This window comes from Asticcacaulis excentricus CB 48 (assembly GCF_000175215.2).
Taxonomy (GTDB): Bacteria; Pseudomonadota; Alphaproteobacteria; order Caulobacterales; family Caulobacteraceae; genus Asticcacaulis; species Asticcacaulis excentricus.
Genome location: NC_014817.1, coordinates 348,261 through 366,318 on the forward strand (window position 1 = coordinate 348,261; position 18,058 = coordinate 366,318).

The window sequence follows — 18,058 nt, forward strand, 5'->3', positions numbered from 1 at the left end:
CATCCGGCCTGTTGCGGCTAGGTTCGCGCCAGATTTACCGGTGACCGCCGCGCTGCGGTCCCGTCAGTGTGTTCTGAGACAAGGAATAAACGTGAGCGATATTTTCGAGGAAGCCGAAGAAGGTCTGCGTCAGGACCGTTGGGCCGCCATCGCAAAAAAGAGCGCCCCTTTCGTAGGAGGTGCACTGGCTGTTGCGCTGATCGGGGCGCTGGGCTTCTGGGGCTATACGTCGTGGGACGCTTCACGCGTGAGCAAGGCGTCTGAGGCCTATGTGGCCGCTCAGGAAGCCCTGACCAAGAATGATAAGGCGGCGGCAAAGGCCGATTTCCAGAAGGTCGTGGACGCGGGTGCGCCGGGCTATAAGGCACTGGCCTTGTCGCAACTGGCCGGGCTGGCCGTCGAGGACAACAAGACCGATGAAGCCGTTAAGCTTCTGGAAGAGGCGTCGAAGACCTCTTCTGATCCGCTGATTGCCGATCTGGCCACGCTAAAGGCCACCTTCCTCATCATGGACAAGGCGTCGTTCGAGGACGTCGAGAAGCGCCTGACGCCGCTGACCAAGGAAGGCCGTCCCTACGCGCCTCTGGCCAAGGAAGCGCTGGCGATGGCCAAGATCCAGAAGGGCGACATTCAGGGGGCGCGCGGCGACCTTCAGGCGCTGGCCTTCTCGCTGGATGCCTCTGATCCGCTCAAGCAACGCGCCCAGATGGCGGTGGCCCTGATCGACTCCGGCGGGGCCGAAGTGGCGCGTCAGGCGATCAAGCTGCCAGAAGTGAAGGCGCAGCCGCAGATGGCCGCGCCGCTCAGCCTGCCGCAACAGTAACCTACACACCCGACTAACTTCGCCTTGATGAGAAAGCCCTGATGACGGCAAAGACTTCCCACCATACCGGTCGTATCCTGACCGCCACGGCTATGGCGCTGGTGCTGGGCGCGGGGCTTTCGGGCTGCTCGACCATCCAAAACCTCAATCCGCTCAAAAAAGAAGAGCCGAAAGAGGTCGCCACGCAGGGCGAGCGCATCTCTATCGTCGCTTTTGAACAGAAGGTGCAGCCGTCCGACCGTCTGGCGGGGCAGGACTTCTACCTGCCGTCGCCGCAACCGGTCGCCGACTGGCCCTTCGCCAGCGGCCCGACAACGACGGTCGAGCACGCCGCCGCAGCTGAGCAGTTCAAAATTGCCTGGTCGAAATCCGTCGGGGCGGGTTCGTCACGTACTGCTCAGGTCGTCGCCTCGCCAGTATCGGATGGCAAGCTGATCTACGCCATGGACGGCGAAGCGCGTATCCGCGCGTTTGACGTGAATTCGGGCAACGAAGTGTGGACGCGTAACCTCAATCCGGACATCCGCCGCGACAAGGATGCCTTTGGCGGTGGTCTGGCCGTTTCGGCTGGCAAACTATTTGTGACCTCCGGCTTCCGTCTGGCCGCCGCGCTTGATGCCGCCTCGGGTGAGGTGTTGTGGACCAAAACCTTCGACAGCCCGCTGCGCGCCGCGCCGGCCGTCAACGGCAATGTGGTGGTCTTCAGTGACGTCGATAACCAGATGATCGCGCTGAACAAGGAAACGGGGGAACCCGCTTGGACCTATCAGGCACTGGTCGAACCGGCACGCATCCTGCGTACAACCTCTCCGGCGATCTATGAGAACCTGTTTATCGCGCCGTTTTCGTCGGGCGAACTGGTCGGTATTGATGCCAATAGCGGTCAGCAGGTGTGGAACCAGACTCTGGCCCAATCAACGCGCACCAACGCCCTGTCGGAAATTCGCGACATTTCCGGTCGCCCACTGGTCGCCAACAATCTCGTCTATGCTGCCAGCCATTCGGGCGTCTTCTCGGCGCTGGATGCCAAGTCGGGTCAGCGTCGCTGGTCAGTCAGCGCCGACTCCACCAATGCTCCATGGGTGGCCGGCGATGCCGTCTATCTGTCGACGCTTCAAAGTGAGCTGATGGCCGCCAATGCCGCTTCGGGTCAGGTCTACTGGCTAGTCGATCTCAATCAGGGTCGCGCCAAGACCAAGAAAAGCTTCTTCGGAATGGGCGGTGAAAAGAAGGTCAAGAACCTGCCGGTGTGGACTGGCCCGATTCTGGCCTCCAACCGCCTGATTATGGTCAATTCCGAAGGCGAGATGGTCGCTTTCGACCCCAAGACCGGGACGCGCAAGGAGACGCTGAAACTGGGTGATGCGGCCTATCTGGCTCCAATCGTGGTGGGGGACAAGCTGTTTGTCCTGACCGACAAGGCGCAGCTGATCGCCGTTCAGTAATTTAACCCAAAGCTAGGAACATTCGGATGCAGGAGGCCAGCCTCCTGCATCTTTTCTTTTTTTTACACAGTATCTCCTGTAATAACCTCTGCATGACCTTAAAAATCGCCATTGTCGGCCGTCCGAACGTCGGCAAATCCACCCTGTTCAACCGCCTCGCTGGCAAGAAACTGGCCATTGTCGATGACCAGCCCGGCGTGACGCGCGACCGCCGCTACGCTTCGGGCCACATCGGCGACATTGATCTCGACCTCATCGACACCGCCGGTTTTGAGGACGTCGCTGACACCTCGCTGGAAGCGCGGATGCGCCAGCAGACTGAGAAAGCCATCGAGGAATGCGACGTCGCCCTGTTCGTCATGGACGCCCGCGAAGGCGTTGTGCCACTCGATCGCATCTTTGCTGACATCCTGCGCTTCAAGGATAAGCCGGTCATCCTGATCGCCAACAAGGCCGAGGGCCACGCCGGTTTTGCCGGCGCCGAAGAGGCGCACGTTTTGGGCTTCGGCGCGCCGCTGCACCTGTCGGCGGAACATGGTGAGGGGATTTCCGAGCTCTATGAGGCGCTGGAAAAGTACCGCCAACTGATCGAGGGCGATTTCATTGCCGATGAGGACGAAGACGAGGATGAGGACACCAAGCCCGTCCGCATCGCCATCATCGGGCGTCCCAATGCCGGTAAATCGACTCTGATCAACCGGCTGCTGGGCGAAGACCGCCTGCTGACCGGGCCAGAGGCGGGTATTACCCGCGACTCGATCTCGGTCGATTGGGAGTATGAAGGGCGAAAGATCCGCCTCGTCGATACGGCGGGTCTGCGGCGCAAGGCGCGCGTGCAGGAAAAGCTGGAAAAGCTTTCGACCGCTGACACCATCCGCGCCATCACCTTTGCCGAGGTGGTGATCCTGGTCATGGATCAGGAAAATGCCTTTGAAACACAGGACCTTCAGATCGCCGATCTTGTCGAACGTGAAGGCCGGGCTCTGATCTACGTCATCTCCAAATGGGATACGGTCGAAGAGCCGCAGGCGCGCCTGCACGAACTGAGCGAGATCGCCGAGCGCATGTTGCCGCAACTGCGCGGGGCCCCGTTCGTGGCCTTGTCGGCGCTGAACGGGCGTGGTCTCGATCGCCTGATGCCCGCGGTGCTCAAGGCCTATCGCAACTGGTCGGCCAAGGTGAAGACGCGCGACCTCAATGATTGGCTGAAACTGGCCATTCAGCGTCACCCACCCCCCGCTGTAGATGGTAAGCGCATAAAGCCGAAATACATGGCGCAGACCAAGGGGCGTCCGCCCACCTTCGTGCTGTTCGCCAGCCGCGCCTATGCCATGCCGGCTCACTATCAACGCTATCTAATCAACAGCTTGCGTGAATCTTTTGATATGCCGGGCGTGCCCATTCGACTGAGCGTCAAGGCCAATGCCGGGGTCAATCCCTTCGATGAAGGCGGCAGCAAGGACACCAGCGGTCCGCCGCGCGTCCGTGCCAAGCCAAAGGTCAAGCCGGGCGAAAAGCCAGCCCACCCCAACCGCGTCAAGCAAAAGCCCAAGGGCATGCCCGCGACGCCCAAGGTGGTGGTGAAGGCGCGCACCTCGCGCAGCCTTGGGCCTTCAACCAAGCCCGGTGCTGCCGCCCCCGGTGGTCGCAGCAAGCCCGCAGGCAAGGGTAAGCGCTAAGTGGGAGGCCTTTCAGGGGCGACGGCTTCCGACCATTCATGGGTACTTTGAGGATCCGTCCGTGCCTAATGGTCGGCCTGAGCGCATAGTCTTCGCTTGTGACGATGTAGGCCTATCTCTAAGTGTTGACCCGGGTACGGACCTGTTAAGTGTCTAACAAACGCAAATCGAACCTCTGCCGCAATGCCCCCCCCGGTGCCTGCGCTAGACTTGTGCATGCGGCAGGAATTGGGTTGCAGAAAACTATCTGGATACAATGACCTGTTTCTGGTTAGCTTTCCCAACTCAGGTCAGCCGGGAGAAGCTCTTACTCCGCCCATAGGCTTTATCGCAGAAGTTTCAGTGATAGGCATTTTCAGGCTGTCAGCCTTGCTCTGAAACCTGGCGTCCTCAAAAGCTTCCGGTGCCGCTGAACAGGGTGCGGGTTTCGCCGCCTATCCAGATATTGTTTTCGCCTTGCGACACGTGGATGCGCCCGGCGCGGCCCAGCCTCGTCCCCTGAGCCGCCACATAGGGCGCGGTGGCACGACCATCGGCTAGCAGGCACTGGGCGACCGAGGCATTGAGAGAGCCCGTCACCGGGTCTTCGATAATGCCGCCCGTGGCGTCGCTGAACAGGGCACGGATTTCAAAGGCCGTTTCGTGACCCGTCGGATGCGCGCCGACCAGACCGATTTCAACGCGGCGATCCAGATAACGCAACGGATCGACGGCGAGCACGGCGTCGGCCGAGGCCAGTTCCACCAGCACCCAGCCGGGGCCGTTGTCGGCCCATTCGACGCTGACGATGTCGTTCGGTTCGATGCGCAGCACCTCGATAATTTCGGACCGTTTGGCCGCATCGACCGGGCCCTTGCGTACCAGTGGCGGCGCGGCAAAAGCCGGTCGGTCGCCGTCAAAGCGCACGTGGACCAGACCGACTGCGCATTGCTGAACCACCTCGGTCTTGTCCGAACCGGCAGCCAGACGCCACGCATGGGCTGAGCCCAGCGTCGGATGACCAGCGAATGGCAGTTCACGGTCCAGCGTAAAGATACGCACGCGGTAATCGGCGCCGGGCGTATCTGGCGGTAGCAGGAAGGTCGTTTCCGACAGGTTGAACCAGCGCGTGATGCGTTGCATATCTTCGGTCGTCAGGCCCTTTGAGTCGAGCACCACGGCCACCGGATTGCCGCTGAACGGCCCGGAATGGAAGACATCGACCAACTGGAAACGGCGCGCGCTCATAATTGCCCCAACAATCTACCCAGTTTGCGGATCAGCTCGTCGATCTCGGCTTCCGTTACGTCCAGCGGCGGGCGGAAGCGGATCGAGTCGGTGCCCGCCCCAAGCAGCAACAGCTTCTCCTGTTCCAGTGCCATGTCGATCAGACGCCCCTTGTTCGGTGCGTAGAGTAGGCTGAACCCCTGATAGAGGCCAAGTCCACGCACATTGCCTATCGTGTCGGGATATTTTTCAACGAGTGTGTTCAGCCCGCCAAAGAGGCGCGCGCCTTTGCTTTCGACGCTTTGCAGCAGGCCTTCGTCCTCGACGATCTGCCATTCTTCGCAAAAGCGCACCATATCGGACAAGGTGCCGCCCCAGGTCGAGTCAAGGACGCCAATATCTTCCATCGAATTGAGCATGTAGACGACGCCATTGCCGAACTTTTTGGCCGTGGCCACGGCCTGCGGCGGGTGGGGGACGTCAAACAGGTCGATGGAAAAGACCTCACCCGTCTGTCCGCCGGAGGTTTGGACCTCATCCAGCCCCCAGGCAATGCCGTGGTGGTGGCACAGGCGCGAGAGCTCCTGATAGAAGCGCGGTAGGGCCAGACGATGGCCGCCCGCCCCCTGAAGCGGCTCAAGAATGACGCCGGCGATTTCATCGCGATAGGTGGACATCAAATAGTCGAGCGTCGCCAGGCACTTATCGACTTCGCGCTGGTTGTCGGCTTCACGGCGACGGCTGTCATATTCGGGGAAGGGAACCTGAAGATTGCCCTGAATCAAGCCCTGATAGTCGCGCGTGGCGATGGGGTCGTTCGACAGCTTGGTGATATTGAGCGCATAGACGGTGCGACCGTGGAAGGCCTGTTCAAAATAGATGAAGCGGTGGTTGAGGACCGACTTGCCCTGCGCCTGCATCTTTTTGTGGTGGAGATTGATAAGATATTTCATCATATTCTCAACCGCTTCGGCGCCGGAATTGACCGCATAGACTTCGACGCGCTCCCCCCTCATGCACTTGGGGCGCAGCGCGTGCAGCAGGCGGTAATAGTCGAGACATTCGCGCGTCAGGAAGTCCGGATTAGCCATCTTGGTATTGGCCGCCACCACTAGCCGGCGCACGTAGTCGGGCTCATAGAGGCGCGGGTGGTTATAGCCGATCAGGCGCGACCCATAGAGACCGCACCAGTCGGTGATGCGGTCACCATCTACGGTTGCCAGCTCAAGACCGCGCGACGCTTCCAGATCGACGACGAACGGATAGGGCTCGGCGATGACGTACTGGGAAAGTTCGTCGAGAAGTGCGCCGCTGCCGGGTTTTGGGAAGGTGAGGTCGGGAGTGAGCGAGGCCTGGGTCATGAGTTTATTTGACCCAAATCCCGCAAAAAGTGAACCTGAAACCTTTGTTTTTCTAGAAAAATCTTGGTGGGTTATGCGTCTTTGGAATGAGCCCATTCCCGGAAGTGGATCGTCTCCAGCGCCGGCACGCGATCGGCGCTCGCCAGTTCGACCATCAGCGGGATGATCTCTTCGGGCCGCGGCAGGGTTTCAGGGTCTTCACCTGGAAACGCCTCGGCGCGCATCCGCGTGCGCATAGCCCCCGGATTGACAAGTGCGCAGCGGATAGAGGTTACTTCCATTTCGTCGGCCCAGGTGCGCACCAGCGCCTCCATCCCGGCTTTCGAGGCGGCATAGGCTCCCCAGAAGGCGCGAGCGTTTGAGGCGGCCCCCGACGAAACGAAGATGGCGCGCGCTGCATCCGACAGCTTCATCACCGGCTCAAGCTGACGGATCAAGCGGTAGGTGGCGTTGAGATTCAGAGTGATAACGCGATTGAAGTCCTTGGGCTCATAATGGGAAACGGGGGTGAGCGACCCTAACGTCGCCGCCGCATGGACGAAGATGTCAAGCTTCTTGAACCGCTCATAGATAGCCCCGCCAATGCGCTCTAGTGCCGCCCCGTCGGCGAGATCGAAGGGAATCAGGGTGGCGTGACGACCGGTTTCGGCAAAGATTTGATCATCCAGATCTTCGAGCGCGCCTGTTGTGCGGGCACAGGCGATAACGTGCGCGCCGGATCGCGCCAGGCCCAGCGCGGTCGCCCGGCCTATGCCGCGCGACGCGCCGGTGATCAGGGCGATACGCCCCTGAAAAAGGGTATCCGTCATCGCCCCGTCCTTCTTATTTTTTAGTGTGTATTGGCCAGAAGCGATAATTGCTGACCGCTGGCTTCGGCTTCGGCGGCGATCTCCTTGTCCGTCAGACGGGTGGGGTAGTCGCCGGTGAAATAGTGGTCGGTATATTGCGGCTGATCGTTGTTGCGACCGTCGTGGCCCATCGCCTTGTACAGCCCATCGACCGAGAGGAAGCCGAGGCTATCACATTCCAGCATCTGACGCATTTCCTCGATGGAATGTTGTGCCGCCAATAGTTTGGCGCGGTCGGGCATGTCGATGCCGTAATAGTCGGGCCACAGGATGGGTGGAGAGGCCGAACGCAGATGAACCTCCTTGGCGCCGGCAGCGCGCACCATCCGAACAATCTTCACCGAAGTGGTGCCGCGCACAATGGAATCGTCAATCAGGATGACTTTCTTGCCTTCCAGTACGACGCGGTTGGGGGAATGCTTCTTGCGCACCCCCAGATCACGGATGTTCTGGGTCGGCTGGATGAAGGTGCGTCCGACATAGTGGTTGCGGATGATACCCAGTTCGAACGGCAAGCCTGATTCCTCGGAAAAGCCCAGCGACGCCGGCACACCGGAATCCGGTACCGGCACGACGATATCGGCATCGGCGGGGTGCTCAATGGCTAGCTGGCGCCCCATCGCCTTGCGCACTTCGTAGATTGACTTGCCATTCACTACAGAATCTGGTCGGGCGAAATAGACGTATTCGAAGAGACAGGGACGGGCGGCCTTGCGCTCAAACGGCTTGAACGATTTTAGACCGTCCTCGTCGATTTGCACCACTTCGCCGTGTTCGACATCGCGCACGAAAACCGCGCCGATCATGTCCAGCGCGCAGGTCTCCGAAGCCAGAACATAGGCGTGGCCCAGTTTGCCGATCACCAGCGGGCGGATGCCCAGCGGGTCGCGCGCCCCGATCATGCCCTTGCGCGTAATAGCGACCAGCGCATAGCCGCCTTCGATATCGCGCAGGGTGTCGATGAAGCGGTCGATGATCTTGATGCTGCGCGAGCGCGCGATCAGGTGCAAAATGACTTCTGAGTCCGAGGTGGACTGGAAGATCGCGCCTTCAGCAACCAGCTTCGTGCGCAGGAACATGAAGTTGGTCAGGTTACCATTGTGCGCAATGGCGATGCCGCCCGAATCGAGATCGGCGAACATGGGCTGCACGTTCCGCAGATGCGATCCGCCGGCGGTGGAGTAGCGCGTATGCCCGATGGAGGCGTGGCCTTGTAGGCGCTTGATCAGGTCGGCATCGGTGAATACGTCGCTGACCAGACCGTGCGAGCGTTCGGTGTAAAAGCGGCGGCCGTCGCACGAGGCGATACCGCAGGCCTCCTGTCCGCGGTGTTGCAGGGCGTGCAACCCCAGCGCGGTGACTGCCGAAGCGTCCTCCATGCCGTAGATGCCGAACACGCCGCATTCAAGGCGCAGGCTGTCGTCGTCGGGATCGCGTGAGACGAAGCTATCCGACAGTTCCGAGGGCGAGGTCAGCATGGCGATACCTTTGTGGCCGGTTACGGCCTGACGCGAGACAGGGGAGGAGCTGCCTCCATATAGTCGGTATAAGGAGAAATGGAAGCCCCGGTGACGTCCCGCAGTCCCATATCACCCTATTGGTTGGGCGACGCCACGCTGTCGGCATATTTCGCCCAGGACGGCGCGACCGACACAATGGCCTTGGCGCACTGTACGCTCAAAGGATAGACCTTGGCTTCGGTGAACCAGTCGGGCTTTCCTTTAGGCAGTACGACTGAAAAAAGCAAATGGATAAAGCCCAGAATAGCCAGGGCCCGCAATACGCCAAAGGCCACTCCAAGGGTGCGGTCGGCATAGCCCATCATCTGCTGCTTGTTAACCTTCTCCGACAGTGAATTGCCGAGCGCCCGGATGCCAAAATAAGCAGAGATAAACACCACAATGATCACCGCCAGCGCGAACATCTCACCCAGATGGAAGGTCGATTGCAACCACGGCGCCAACCAGATGGCGATCAGTATGGCGAGAATGAAGGACGCTGTGCCGACGATTTCGCGCGTCGCGCCGCGTGTAAAACCGGACAGGCAGGAAAACAGTAATATGCCCAGAAAGATCAGATCGTAGCCTTGCATGTGCGTCCCCTCACAATGGCTTTAAACCCGTACCGGCGTTACCGGAGATTATTACCCATTCTGGCCTTTTTTATAAAAAAGCGATAGTCCTGTTTTAACCCTCATGCCGAAAAGTGGATGCCACCTTTTGGAAATACATGAGGCCTTACAAAAAATTAGAGTCATGCGTCGCCTCGACTGAGCCGACGAAGGCTCTAACTGTTGAGGTCGAAGGCGCTCATCGCATTGACCAGATGCGAGTAGGTTTTTACCTCGAACGGCGCATTTTCCTGAGCCGCGACGGGGGCAATGGCGTTGGAAAAGCCTAGTTTAAGGGCCTCCTTCATGCGCGCTTCCATGCGCGATACGCCGCGCAGCTCGCCCGACAGGCTGATTTCTCCGAAGATAACCGACGCCTTGGGCAGGGGTTGATCGAGCAGGGCGGAGACCAGCGCCATAGCTGCCGCAAGATCGGCGGCGGGTTCGTTTATCTTCAGCCCGCCGGCGACATTGAGATAGACGTCCTTGCCGCCGAAGCCCAAGCCGCAGCGTGATTCGAGCACGGCCAGTATCATGGCCAGACGTCCGGAGTCCCACCCCACCACGGCGCGGCGCGGCGTGCCTAATGCCGACGGGGCCACGAGCGCCTGAATTTCGACCAGCACCGGACGCGAACCTTCGATCCCTGCGAACACCGCCGACCCCGATGAGCGCTCGTCATTGTCGCCGAGAAACAGGGCCGAGGGGTTGGGCACTTCGCGCAAACCGCCGTCGCCCATTTCAAACACGCCGATCTCATCGGTGGCCCCGAAACGGTTTTTGGAGCCGCGTAGGATGCGGAACGGATAGCCGCGCTCACCCTCAAACGATAACACGGCATCGACCATGTGTTCGACGACGCGCGGCCCGGCGATCTGGCCTTCCTTAGTGACGTGCCCGACAAGGATCATGGCGATGCGGTTCTTTTTGGCCAGTCTCACCAGTTCCCCGGCGCAGGCCCGTACCTGCGATACCGAGCCCTGTGCGGCGTCGATGGCGTCCGACCACAGGGTCTGGATGGAATCGATGATGACGAGGTCGTAGGTATCGCGTTTCAACGCATCGAGAATGGTGCGCAGCGAGGTTTCAGCGGCCAGATCGACACGGGCCTTGCTGACCCCCATGCGTGAGGCGCGCCCGCGAACCTGCTCAACGGCTTCTTCGCCCGAAATATAGGCGACCTTGAGCCCGCGCAGCGCCGCATGGGCAGTGACCTGCAACAACAGGGTCGATTTGCCGACGCCCGGATCGCCAGCCAGCAGGATGGCCGAGCCCGGGACAATGCCGCCGCCGCACACACGGTCGAATTCCTCGATACCGGTCACCATGCGCTGCGGCGCCTCGTCGGGCGCATCAAGAGTTTCAAAGTTGAGCTTTGAAAGCCTTGAGATTTTCGAAGGCGAGGTTTCAGGTCTCAGACTGCCAGGCGGTGCGGAAGAGGTCTCTTGCACGAGCGTGTTCCAGCTCAGGCACCCCGAACACTGACCCGCCCATTTGGTGTGGGTCATCCCGCAGGACTGACAGACAAAGACGGCCTGAGCCTTGGACATGATTCGCTCGCGTAAAGGGTTTTATGCTGCGCAACCGATAGCTTGAGCGGTTGCAAAAATCCAGAACAAATTGTGAACTTGCGTGCTGGGAAATATTCGCCACAGAGGCACACAGATCGCCTCAGCGTGTGGCTGGTAACATGAATTTCAACCCACAGATTATATAGATTACACAGTTTGCGTCGTTTCAATCGGGCGCCCAAAGCGGTGAAGGCTAGATGGCCCGAAGCGTCAATCTGTGAAATCTGTGATTCCTAAATACCTGTGTGACCATCTATGGACAAAATCAACACTCCGCTACGCCTTGCTACTTCACCGGCCCTGACGCGCCAGCTTTGCCCCGCTCTCAGATAGCGAAGCGATAGAGCAAGAAAATCGGCAGATTGGCTGGCTAGTTACCCCACTCTACTCGTAGGTGCTGTACCGGTCCTGCCGCGCCAGATTGCCAAACCGCGTTACGTTTTCGTCGAACGACAGGCGTACCGTTCCGATGGGACCGTGACGCTGCTTGCCGATGATGACTTCGGCCGTGCCGCGCAGCTTGTCCATATCTTCCTGCCATTGCAGGTGCTCAGGCGTACCTTCCTTGGGTTCGGCGCGGCCCAGATAATAGCTTTCGCGATAGACGAACATGACGATGTCGGCGTCCTGTTCGATCGAGCCGGATTCGCGCAGGTCCGACAGTTGCGGGCGCTTGTCGTCGCGGCTTTCGACTTGACGCGAGAGCTGCGACAGGGCGATGACCGGCACCTGAAGCTCCTTGGCCAGCGACTTCAAACCCATAGTGATGGTCGAAATTTCCTGCACGCGGTTCATATTGCTGTCGCCCGTGGTGACCAGTTGCAGGTAGTCAACCACGATAAGGTCGAGGCCGGCCGTGCGTTTCAGGCGACGGGCGCGGGCGGTCAACTTGGCAAGGCTGAGACCGCCGGTATCGTCAATATACAGCGGATAGGAGGCGATCTCCATGGCCGCGTCCTTGAGCCGTCCGAATTCCACAGCGTCAATTTCCCCCTTGCGGAGACGGTCGGAGGAAACGCCGGAGGCATCGGCCAGAAGACGGGTCGCGAGCTGATCTGCCGACATTTCGAGCGAGTAGAACGCGACCACGCCGCCATCGACTGTCTTGCGCGTGCCGTCGGGTTGAATCTCGAAGCGGAATTTCTTGGCCACGTTCATGGCGATATTGGTGGCCAGGGCCGTCTTCCCCATCGAGGGGCGCCCGGCTAGGATCAGCAGGTCCGACTTGTGCAGGCCACCGATTTGCCGGTCGAGGTCGTCCAGGCGGGTGGCCAGCCCGGACAAGCCGCCGTCGCGGTGGAAGGCTTCTTCGGCATTGGAAATGGCCCCCGTCACGGCTTCGGAGAAGGTCTTGAAGCCGGTCGAAGAAGTGCCCTTTTCGGCCATCTCATAAAGTTGAGCTTCAGCGCGCTCGATCTGCTCGCGGCCATTGCCTTCCTGCGTAGCCGAGCGGGCGATTTCGCCGCCGAGACGGATTAGGTCGCGGCGCAGCGCCAGATCATAGATGACGCGCGCATAGTCCGAGGCATTTGCCGAAGGCGGGGCACGATCGACCAGATCGGCCAGGTAGCGAATACCCCCCAGATCATTGAAGGCCTGATCGGTCTTGAACTTGTCGAGCAGCACGATGGGCTCAGCAAGATGCCCGATGCGGATCTGCTCTTCGATGGTGGCAAATAGCTTCTGGTGGAATGGCTCGTAAAAATGCCGGGCGCTCAGGCCATCATACAGGCGCTCATAGGCCCCATTGTCGAACATCAGCGTTCCGAGCAGCGCCTGTTCGGCTTCGAGATTGTGGGGCAAGGCCTGTGGCGTGTCGGCCGAAACGGGCAGGGAGGCGTCGAGCAGGTTCGTGTTCATAGGGCTGTTTAAGCAGGTCGGGGACGGGCTGTCGCTGGCCCTATGCGGCGCAACGCCGACTGTCCACTTAACTCCGATTCACAGCCTGTGAATAACGGGGATAAATTAATGTTGCACCGGGCGGCAGGTGACATCTTTTAGCTCGGTTTCGGCGCCTGTGTCGTGCCGCACGGCCAGACACTTACCGTCCTTTATCACCACGTCAAAGATCGCGGGCAGGGCGGTGGAATGGGTTTCCAGCGGCCCCAGAGGCGGCGGCAGGACGCTTAGCATGGTCGGTTGACTGGCGGCAGAGGGGCCGAACTCGATGTGGGCCCGGCCAATGACCGGGGCCAGGGCAGACTTGAGGCGGCTGACGGTTTGCGGATCGCTTAAATCGACACTGGCCGGTACGGCTTTTCCGGCGGCCATCGTCTGACAGCCCACCAGCCCCAGCGCGCACAGCAGACCGGCAGGTACAAGGCGGCGCATCAGCGCCCCCCCGGCAGGGTCATGTCGCGGTTTACGTCCATAATCCATTTGGGCGGTACGATGGCCGGGCCTGAGCCGCCGCCGACAGGGCCCGCTGATTGCACCGCCGAACTAGCGGCTGCGAAAGCGGTGGCCGAGGCCGGACACGAACTGGTACGACGATAACTGAGCGCCGTGCTGACCAGCCCTTCGGTCGCAAGTCCCAGGTCCTTGCTCAGATCATCGCTAGCGACGCAGCCGGGCAGTTTGACTCCCGTTGTGGAAGAGGTGTTGTTCGGCACGAAACCGTCGGCATAGTCTCCGAAGCCCAGATCGTTCACGCCTTGAAACTGAATAGTGTAGTAGGTCTCTCCGCAATTGTCCTGTGGGTAGAAGCCATAGGGTTTGCCGCAGGTCTTGCCGCCGATCAGGACGACTTCGACGCCGACGCCGCGCAGGCCGTTGATCACCGCTTCTGAGGCGCTGCACGTGTCTTCGGTGGCCAGCACATAGACCCGCGACAGGTTAAGCGTCGGCAAAGATGTCCCCGCCATGACGGTGAACCCCAGACCCTGATTATAGAAGGGGATGGGGTTATTGGCCTGACCCGTTACGGGATTGGTGTTGCCGGCGGCCGCGTTGAATTTCAGGGTTTCAAAGGTGCGGTTAGCTGTGCGCGCATTGCCGGCTATCATGTAGCTGAGCTGCGACGCCACGGCCAGCAGACCACCGCCATTATAGCGCAGATCGAGGATCAGGTCATTGACCCCGGCGGTCTGCATGTCGCGCATGGCCGAAACGATTTCGGTTTCGCTGGAATAGGGGCTGAAGGTGTTGAACAGGATATAGCCGATCTTCGACGTGCCATCCGTCAGCACGCTCGTTTTATTGACCGGCTTGGGGCTAACATTGGCCGATGTCAGAGTGACGGTCTTTGTCGAACCATCGACCAGGCGCAGCCCGAAGGTCGTGGAGGTGCCCGTTGCGCTTGGAAAAAGCCCCGCATTCAGCGCATTGACGCCGGCCTGCGTATTGTCATTGACGAGGTCGATGCCGTTGACCGTCAGGATGCGCGCGCCGCGCGGCACCACACTCGCGGCGGGCGAGCCCGGTTCAGTATAGACAACACGGAAATCGCGTGGCGTCGTGGTCGAGTAGGCCGTCAGTTCCATGCCGTAGCTGGCGGTCGCGGCGGCATTGCGGCGCGCCAGGTACTCTGTTGTCGGCTCGCTGAAATGGAAGTTGTCCTTATCCTTACCCGACGTCGTTTTGTTAAAGGTCTTGAGGCCCGCAAAATACTGCGTTCGCGTGCCGCCCGTCGCGGGATCGGTGTCAATGACTTCGGTATTCCAAAGATAGGTTTCGCGTGTCCAGGAGCGCAGCCAGTTCTTTTCATCCAGCGATGTACCGGCCTTGTCCGGGAAGCGGTTGCCTTCGATATCGACACCAGTGCGCACGGTTTCGCACTTGTCTTTGAAGGTACTGGCGGCCTGAAACACGCCGCTGACCCAGCCCGTGACACCCCCGCCGGTGCCTCCGCCGCCGGTTGATCCCGTCGCCGTCGAACTGCCTCCGCCACCTCCGCCGCCACAGGACGTGAGGGCTGCCGCGGCAACTGTCAGTACAAACATACGGGTGAAGGTCATCAGGCGTTTGGTCATGGCGCGATGATGCCACGAACTTATCAGACCGCAAGTCCCTCTTTTTAGGCAGGAAGGCACGAAAAAAACCCCGCAGATCGCTCTGCGGGGTTTGGAGAGGCGACGGTTTTCGCTTACCAGTTGTGCGTTACGCGCGCATAGAGGTAGCGCCCGTTGAAGCCGAAAGGCGAGAAGCGCGTAAAGGCCAGCGCGCCCTGCGATCCTTGCAGCGAAGCGAGGGTCTTGTCCGGATAGACGTCGAGGACATTGTCCGCGCCGAAGGTGACCGAGGTCTTGTCGGTCAGCTTGTAGCTGGCCGACAGGTCGAGCAGGGTCTTTTCGCCAGTGTGGATATCGCTGGGGAAGGTCGCCGCCGCGTCGATCACATCGCCATAATAGGTGGCGCGGCCATTGACGCTCCACTTGCCGCCCTTCCAGTCCACCGTGGCGCTGCCCTTGTTCTCAGGCGTCGAGTTGGTGAGGATGTACTGACGGATGCGGGCGAACAGCACCGGCGGGTTTTGCAGGCTCGACACCGTATTGGCGCCCGGCAGGCGAGTAATTTCGGTATTGCCGGTGTTCCAGGCGAGGTTGAAGTTGAAGCGCCCATAATGATCGGTTGGCAGGCGATAATTGACCACCACATCAATACCGGTCGTTTCGCTGTCCACGCCATTGGTGAAGAAGCGGGCTGCCGTCACGCCATAGGGCTTCAGTAAGGCGGTGATTTCCGACGTTCCCGACAGGTTTTCCGTCAGGACGATGCGGTTATCAATATTGATGCGGTAGGCATCAAGCGTCAGCTCGAACGGGCCCTTGCGATAGACGAAGCCGGCCGCATAGTTGGTGGACTCTTCTGCCTCCAGCGCCGGGGCGCCGAGCGCTTTGGCCACCGCAGACGAGGCCGGGAAGGTGCCGGTTTCAACCACTACGCCGCCCGACACGACCGACGCCGTCGAGGTGAAATACTGCTGTTGCAGGGACGGCGCACGGAAGCCCGTGGACACCGAGCCGCGCAGGGCCAGATTATCGGTAAGTTCATAACGCAGCGACAGCTTGCCCGACAGGTTGTCGCCAAAGTCAGAATATTTTTCGGCGCGGGCGGCAAAGTCGAAGCTCAGCTGCGGCACAACCGTGGCGCTCAGTTCGGCATAGAGGCCGAAATTGTCGCGGTTGACATCGACCGCATTCGACGGCTGGAACCCAATAAAGCCTTGCGCCCCGGCGGTGGCCGACGTGATGGGGCCCAATGCCCAGGACTGCTGTTCCCCAGCCTTGATTTCATAGTTTTCGTGACGGCCTTCAACGCCCAACGCGAAGGTCAGGGGGCTATAGAAGCCAATCGGGAACTGACGGCTGATGTCTGCATTGAGCACCAGTTGGTCATAGATGACCTTGCCGTCATAGAAGCTGGTCTTGGAGGCGGTGCCGTAAGAGGCGTTAACCGAATTGAGCGTGTTGTATTCCAGCTCATTGCGGCCCCAGTTGACCGAATAGTCGGACGTCCAGTCGCCCCACTGACCGCGCGTGCCAAAGGTCGCGGAATAGTTGTTCGACTTGACATTGATCAGCGGTAGGAAGCCGTTGGGATAGATGGCCGCGACATTGCCGCTGTTGCCCGTTTGACGGAAGAAGGCCGCGCTTTCGGACTCGAGGCTCTGAACCCCGCCGAAGCCATAAAGCTTCCAGCCGTTTTGCAGCGGCTTGGCGGCATTGGCGAACAGGGCGAGGCTTTCCTGTTCCGGATCGCCGTAGCGACCGGTGACGCGGTTGGGCGTGACGCGCGGATCGGTATCGGCGCGGTTGGTCGCCTCGCGGTTACGGTATTCGCCCGATACGGTCAGGAAGCCGTCTTCGCCGAGCGGCAGGCCGACCCAGCCGGCGACATTATAGGTACGGCCGTCGTTTTCCTTGCGCGATGAGCGGGCGGCCTCGACCTCGGTATTGTACTGGCCGTAACTGGCCGACACGCTGCCGCCCGAACGGGCTTCGCGCAGACGCAGATTGACGACGCCAGCAATGGCGTCCGAGCCGTATTGCGCCGAGGCACCATCGCGCAGAATTTCGACCGTGCTGAGCGCCGAGGTCGGGATGGCGTTCAGGTCAGCCGGGGCCGAGCCGCGACCGGCAGAGCCATTGGTGTTGACCTGCGCCGAGGTGTGGCGGCGCTTGCCGTTCAACAGGACCAGCGTCTGGTCCGGGCTGAGGCCACGCAGAGAGGCCGGGCGCACACTGTCGGTGCCGTCTACCGCGGCCGGGCGCGGGAAGGTGAGGGATGGGGCGACGCGCGACAGGGCCTGCGCCAGTTCGGTCGAGCCTTGCGCATCCAGCGCATCCTTACGGATCACATCGACGGGGGCGAGTGTGTCAAGGCGCGAACGGGGCTGTGTGCGGCTGCCGGTTACGACCACTTCGGTGACATCGCTTTCCGCCGAGGCGTCCTGAGCGAATGCGGGCACGGAGACGAAGGTAAGGGCCGTCGTCGCTGTCAGTGCGGCGGCGAGTGTGCGATGCGAGGCACGGATGGACATTGGGAATACTCCTGAACAGATCATGGCTTGAACTGCGCCATATCTTGGTGCGGCATAGACCCGTTTAAAGGGATCAACAGCGGCATATGTTCTAAGGGCGACGATTAGTTTTCCTAATTTATGACGGTTATGGTTATAAATTAAGTTATATAAATCAGTAATTTAATTTGAGTTTGTGTGAAGATTAATAAACGGAATGAGGGTTTGTGTTCAAATTTAAAATAAAATAAGTAGGAATATAGTGGCAAATATGCGACGCCGCTAAGGCCTGACGCGCTCCATGGGTACGCGTTTAAATGTCAGACATTGCGTCTAAAGAGAGGGTGGTGCGGCTAGAGGGACTCGAACCCCCACGCTTTTGGCGCCAGAACCTAAACCTGGTGCGTCTACCAATTCCGCCATAGCCGCGCTGGGTCTCCTTTAGACATATCTGCTCGCTTTGGCTAGGGGGCGCGATGCAATTGCTATCTGTGTGCGGAAAAACCTGTGGCTAATCGCCCATCCGCGTCTTATCATGGGCTTAAGGCAAAAGGA

Annotated in this window: 13 protein-coding genes and 1 tRNA gene; 3 read left to right on the forward strand and 11 right to left on the reverse strand. The window is 60.1% G+C overall.

The genetic code is table 11. The features are described 5' to 3' along the window. Positions 1-91: 91 nt before the first annotated feature. From ASTEX_RS13330 to der, 3 genes are all read left to right on the forward strand, one after another. Entirely contained in the window at positions 92-823 is a 732-nt protein-coding gene (locus ASTEX_RS13330) for a tetratricopeptide repeat protein (RefSeq protein ID WP_013480159.1), read from the forward strand. Positions 824-864: 41 nt separating this feature from the next. After that, the gene (locus tag ASTEX_RS13335; RefSeq protein ID WP_013480160.1) at positions 865-2,268 is read left to right on the forward strand and encodes an outer membrane protein assembly factor BamB family protein; all 1,404 of its coding nucleotides are present in this window, start codon (positions 865-867) and stop codon (positions 2,266-2,268) included. Between the two features lie 92 nt (positions 2,269-2,360). Next, positions 2,361-3,947, forward strand: coding sequence for a ribosome biogenesis GTPase Der (der, locus tag ASTEX_RS13340; protein ID WP_041659520.1), 1,587 nt, complete (start codon positions 2,361-2,363; stop codon positions 3,945-3,947). Between the two features lie 390 nt (positions 3,948-4,337). On the opposite strand, the gene ASTEX_RS13345 is transcribed toward der, so the two are convergent. From ASTEX_RS13345 to ASTEX_RS13395, 11 genes are all read right to left on the reverse strand, one after another. Then, a complete protein-coding gene (locus tag ASTEX_RS13345; protein ID WP_013480162.1) occupies positions 4,338-5,174 on the reverse strand; it encodes a PhzF family phenazine biosynthesis protein in 837 nt (278 codons plus the stop codon). Then, on the reverse strand, positions 5,171-6,514 hold the full coding sequence (locus tag ASTEX_RS13350; protein ID WP_013480163.1) for an aminotransferase class III-fold pyridoxal phosphate-dependent enzyme: 1,344 nt from the start codon (positions 6,512-6,514) through the stop codon (positions 5,171-5,173). Before ASTEX_RS13350 ends, ASTEX_RS13345 begins: the two co-directional genes overlap by 4 nt. 71 nt (positions 6,515-6,585) lie before the next feature. Then, entirely contained in the window at positions 6,586-7,323 is a 738-nt protein-coding gene (locus tag ASTEX_RS13355) for an SDR family NAD(P)-dependent oxidoreductase (protein WP_013480164.1), read from the reverse strand. Positions 7,324-7,343: 20 nt separating this feature from the next. Further along, complete coding sequence (purF, locus tag ASTEX_RS13360) at positions 7,344-8,840, reverse strand: amidophosphoribosyltransferase (RefSeq protein WP_013480165.1); 1,497 nt, start codon at positions 8,838-8,840, stop codon at positions 7,344-7,346. Positions 8,841-8,956: 116 nt separating this feature from the next. Continuing rightward, positions 8,957-9,454 carry a CvpA family protein gene (locus ASTEX_RS13365; protein WP_013480166.1) on the reverse strand — a complete coding sequence of 166 codons (498 nt, stop codon included), beginning with the start codon at positions 9,452-9,454 and terminating at the stop codon, positions 8,957-8,959. A 194-nt stretch (positions 9,455-9,648) separates the two neighbouring features. Beyond that, complete coding sequence (gene radA / locus ASTEX_RS13370) at positions 9,649-11,022, reverse strand: DNA repair protein RadA (protein WP_013480167.1); 1,374 nt, start codon at positions 11,020-11,022, stop codon at positions 9,649-9,651. A gap of 405 nt (positions 11,023-11,427) precedes the next feature. Further along, entirely contained in the window at positions 11,428-12,903 is a 1,476-nt protein-coding gene (locus ASTEX_RS13375; RefSeq protein WP_013480168.1) for a replicative DNA helicase, read from the reverse strand. A 105-nt stretch (positions 12,904-13,008) separates the two neighbouring features. Next, the gene (locus ASTEX_RS13380) at positions 13,009-13,374 is read right to left on the reverse strand and encodes a hypothetical protein (protein ID WP_013480169.1); all 366 of its coding nucleotides are present in this window, start codon (positions 13,372-13,374) and stop codon (positions 13,009-13,011) included. Next, the gene (locus ASTEX_RS13385; protein WP_013480170.1) at positions 13,374-15,014 is read right to left on the reverse strand and encodes a S41 family peptidase; all 1,641 of its coding nucleotides are present in this window, start codon (positions 15,012-15,014) and stop codon (positions 13,374-13,376) included. The genes ASTEX_RS13380 and ASTEX_RS13385 overlap by 1 nt, the downstream gene beginning before the upstream one ends. 113 nt (positions 15,015-15,127) lie before the next feature. After that, positions 15,128-17,524, reverse strand: a complete 2,397-nt coding sequence (locus ASTEX_RS13390; RefSeq protein ID WP_013480171.1) for a TonB-dependent receptor plug domain-containing protein — start codon at positions 17,522-17,524, stop codon at positions 15,128-15,130. 324 nt (positions 17,525-17,848) lie between these two features. Then, positions 17,849-17,932: transfer RNA gene (locus ASTEX_RS13395), tRNA-Leu, on the reverse strand. Positions 17,933-18,058: the final 126 nt, after the last annotated feature.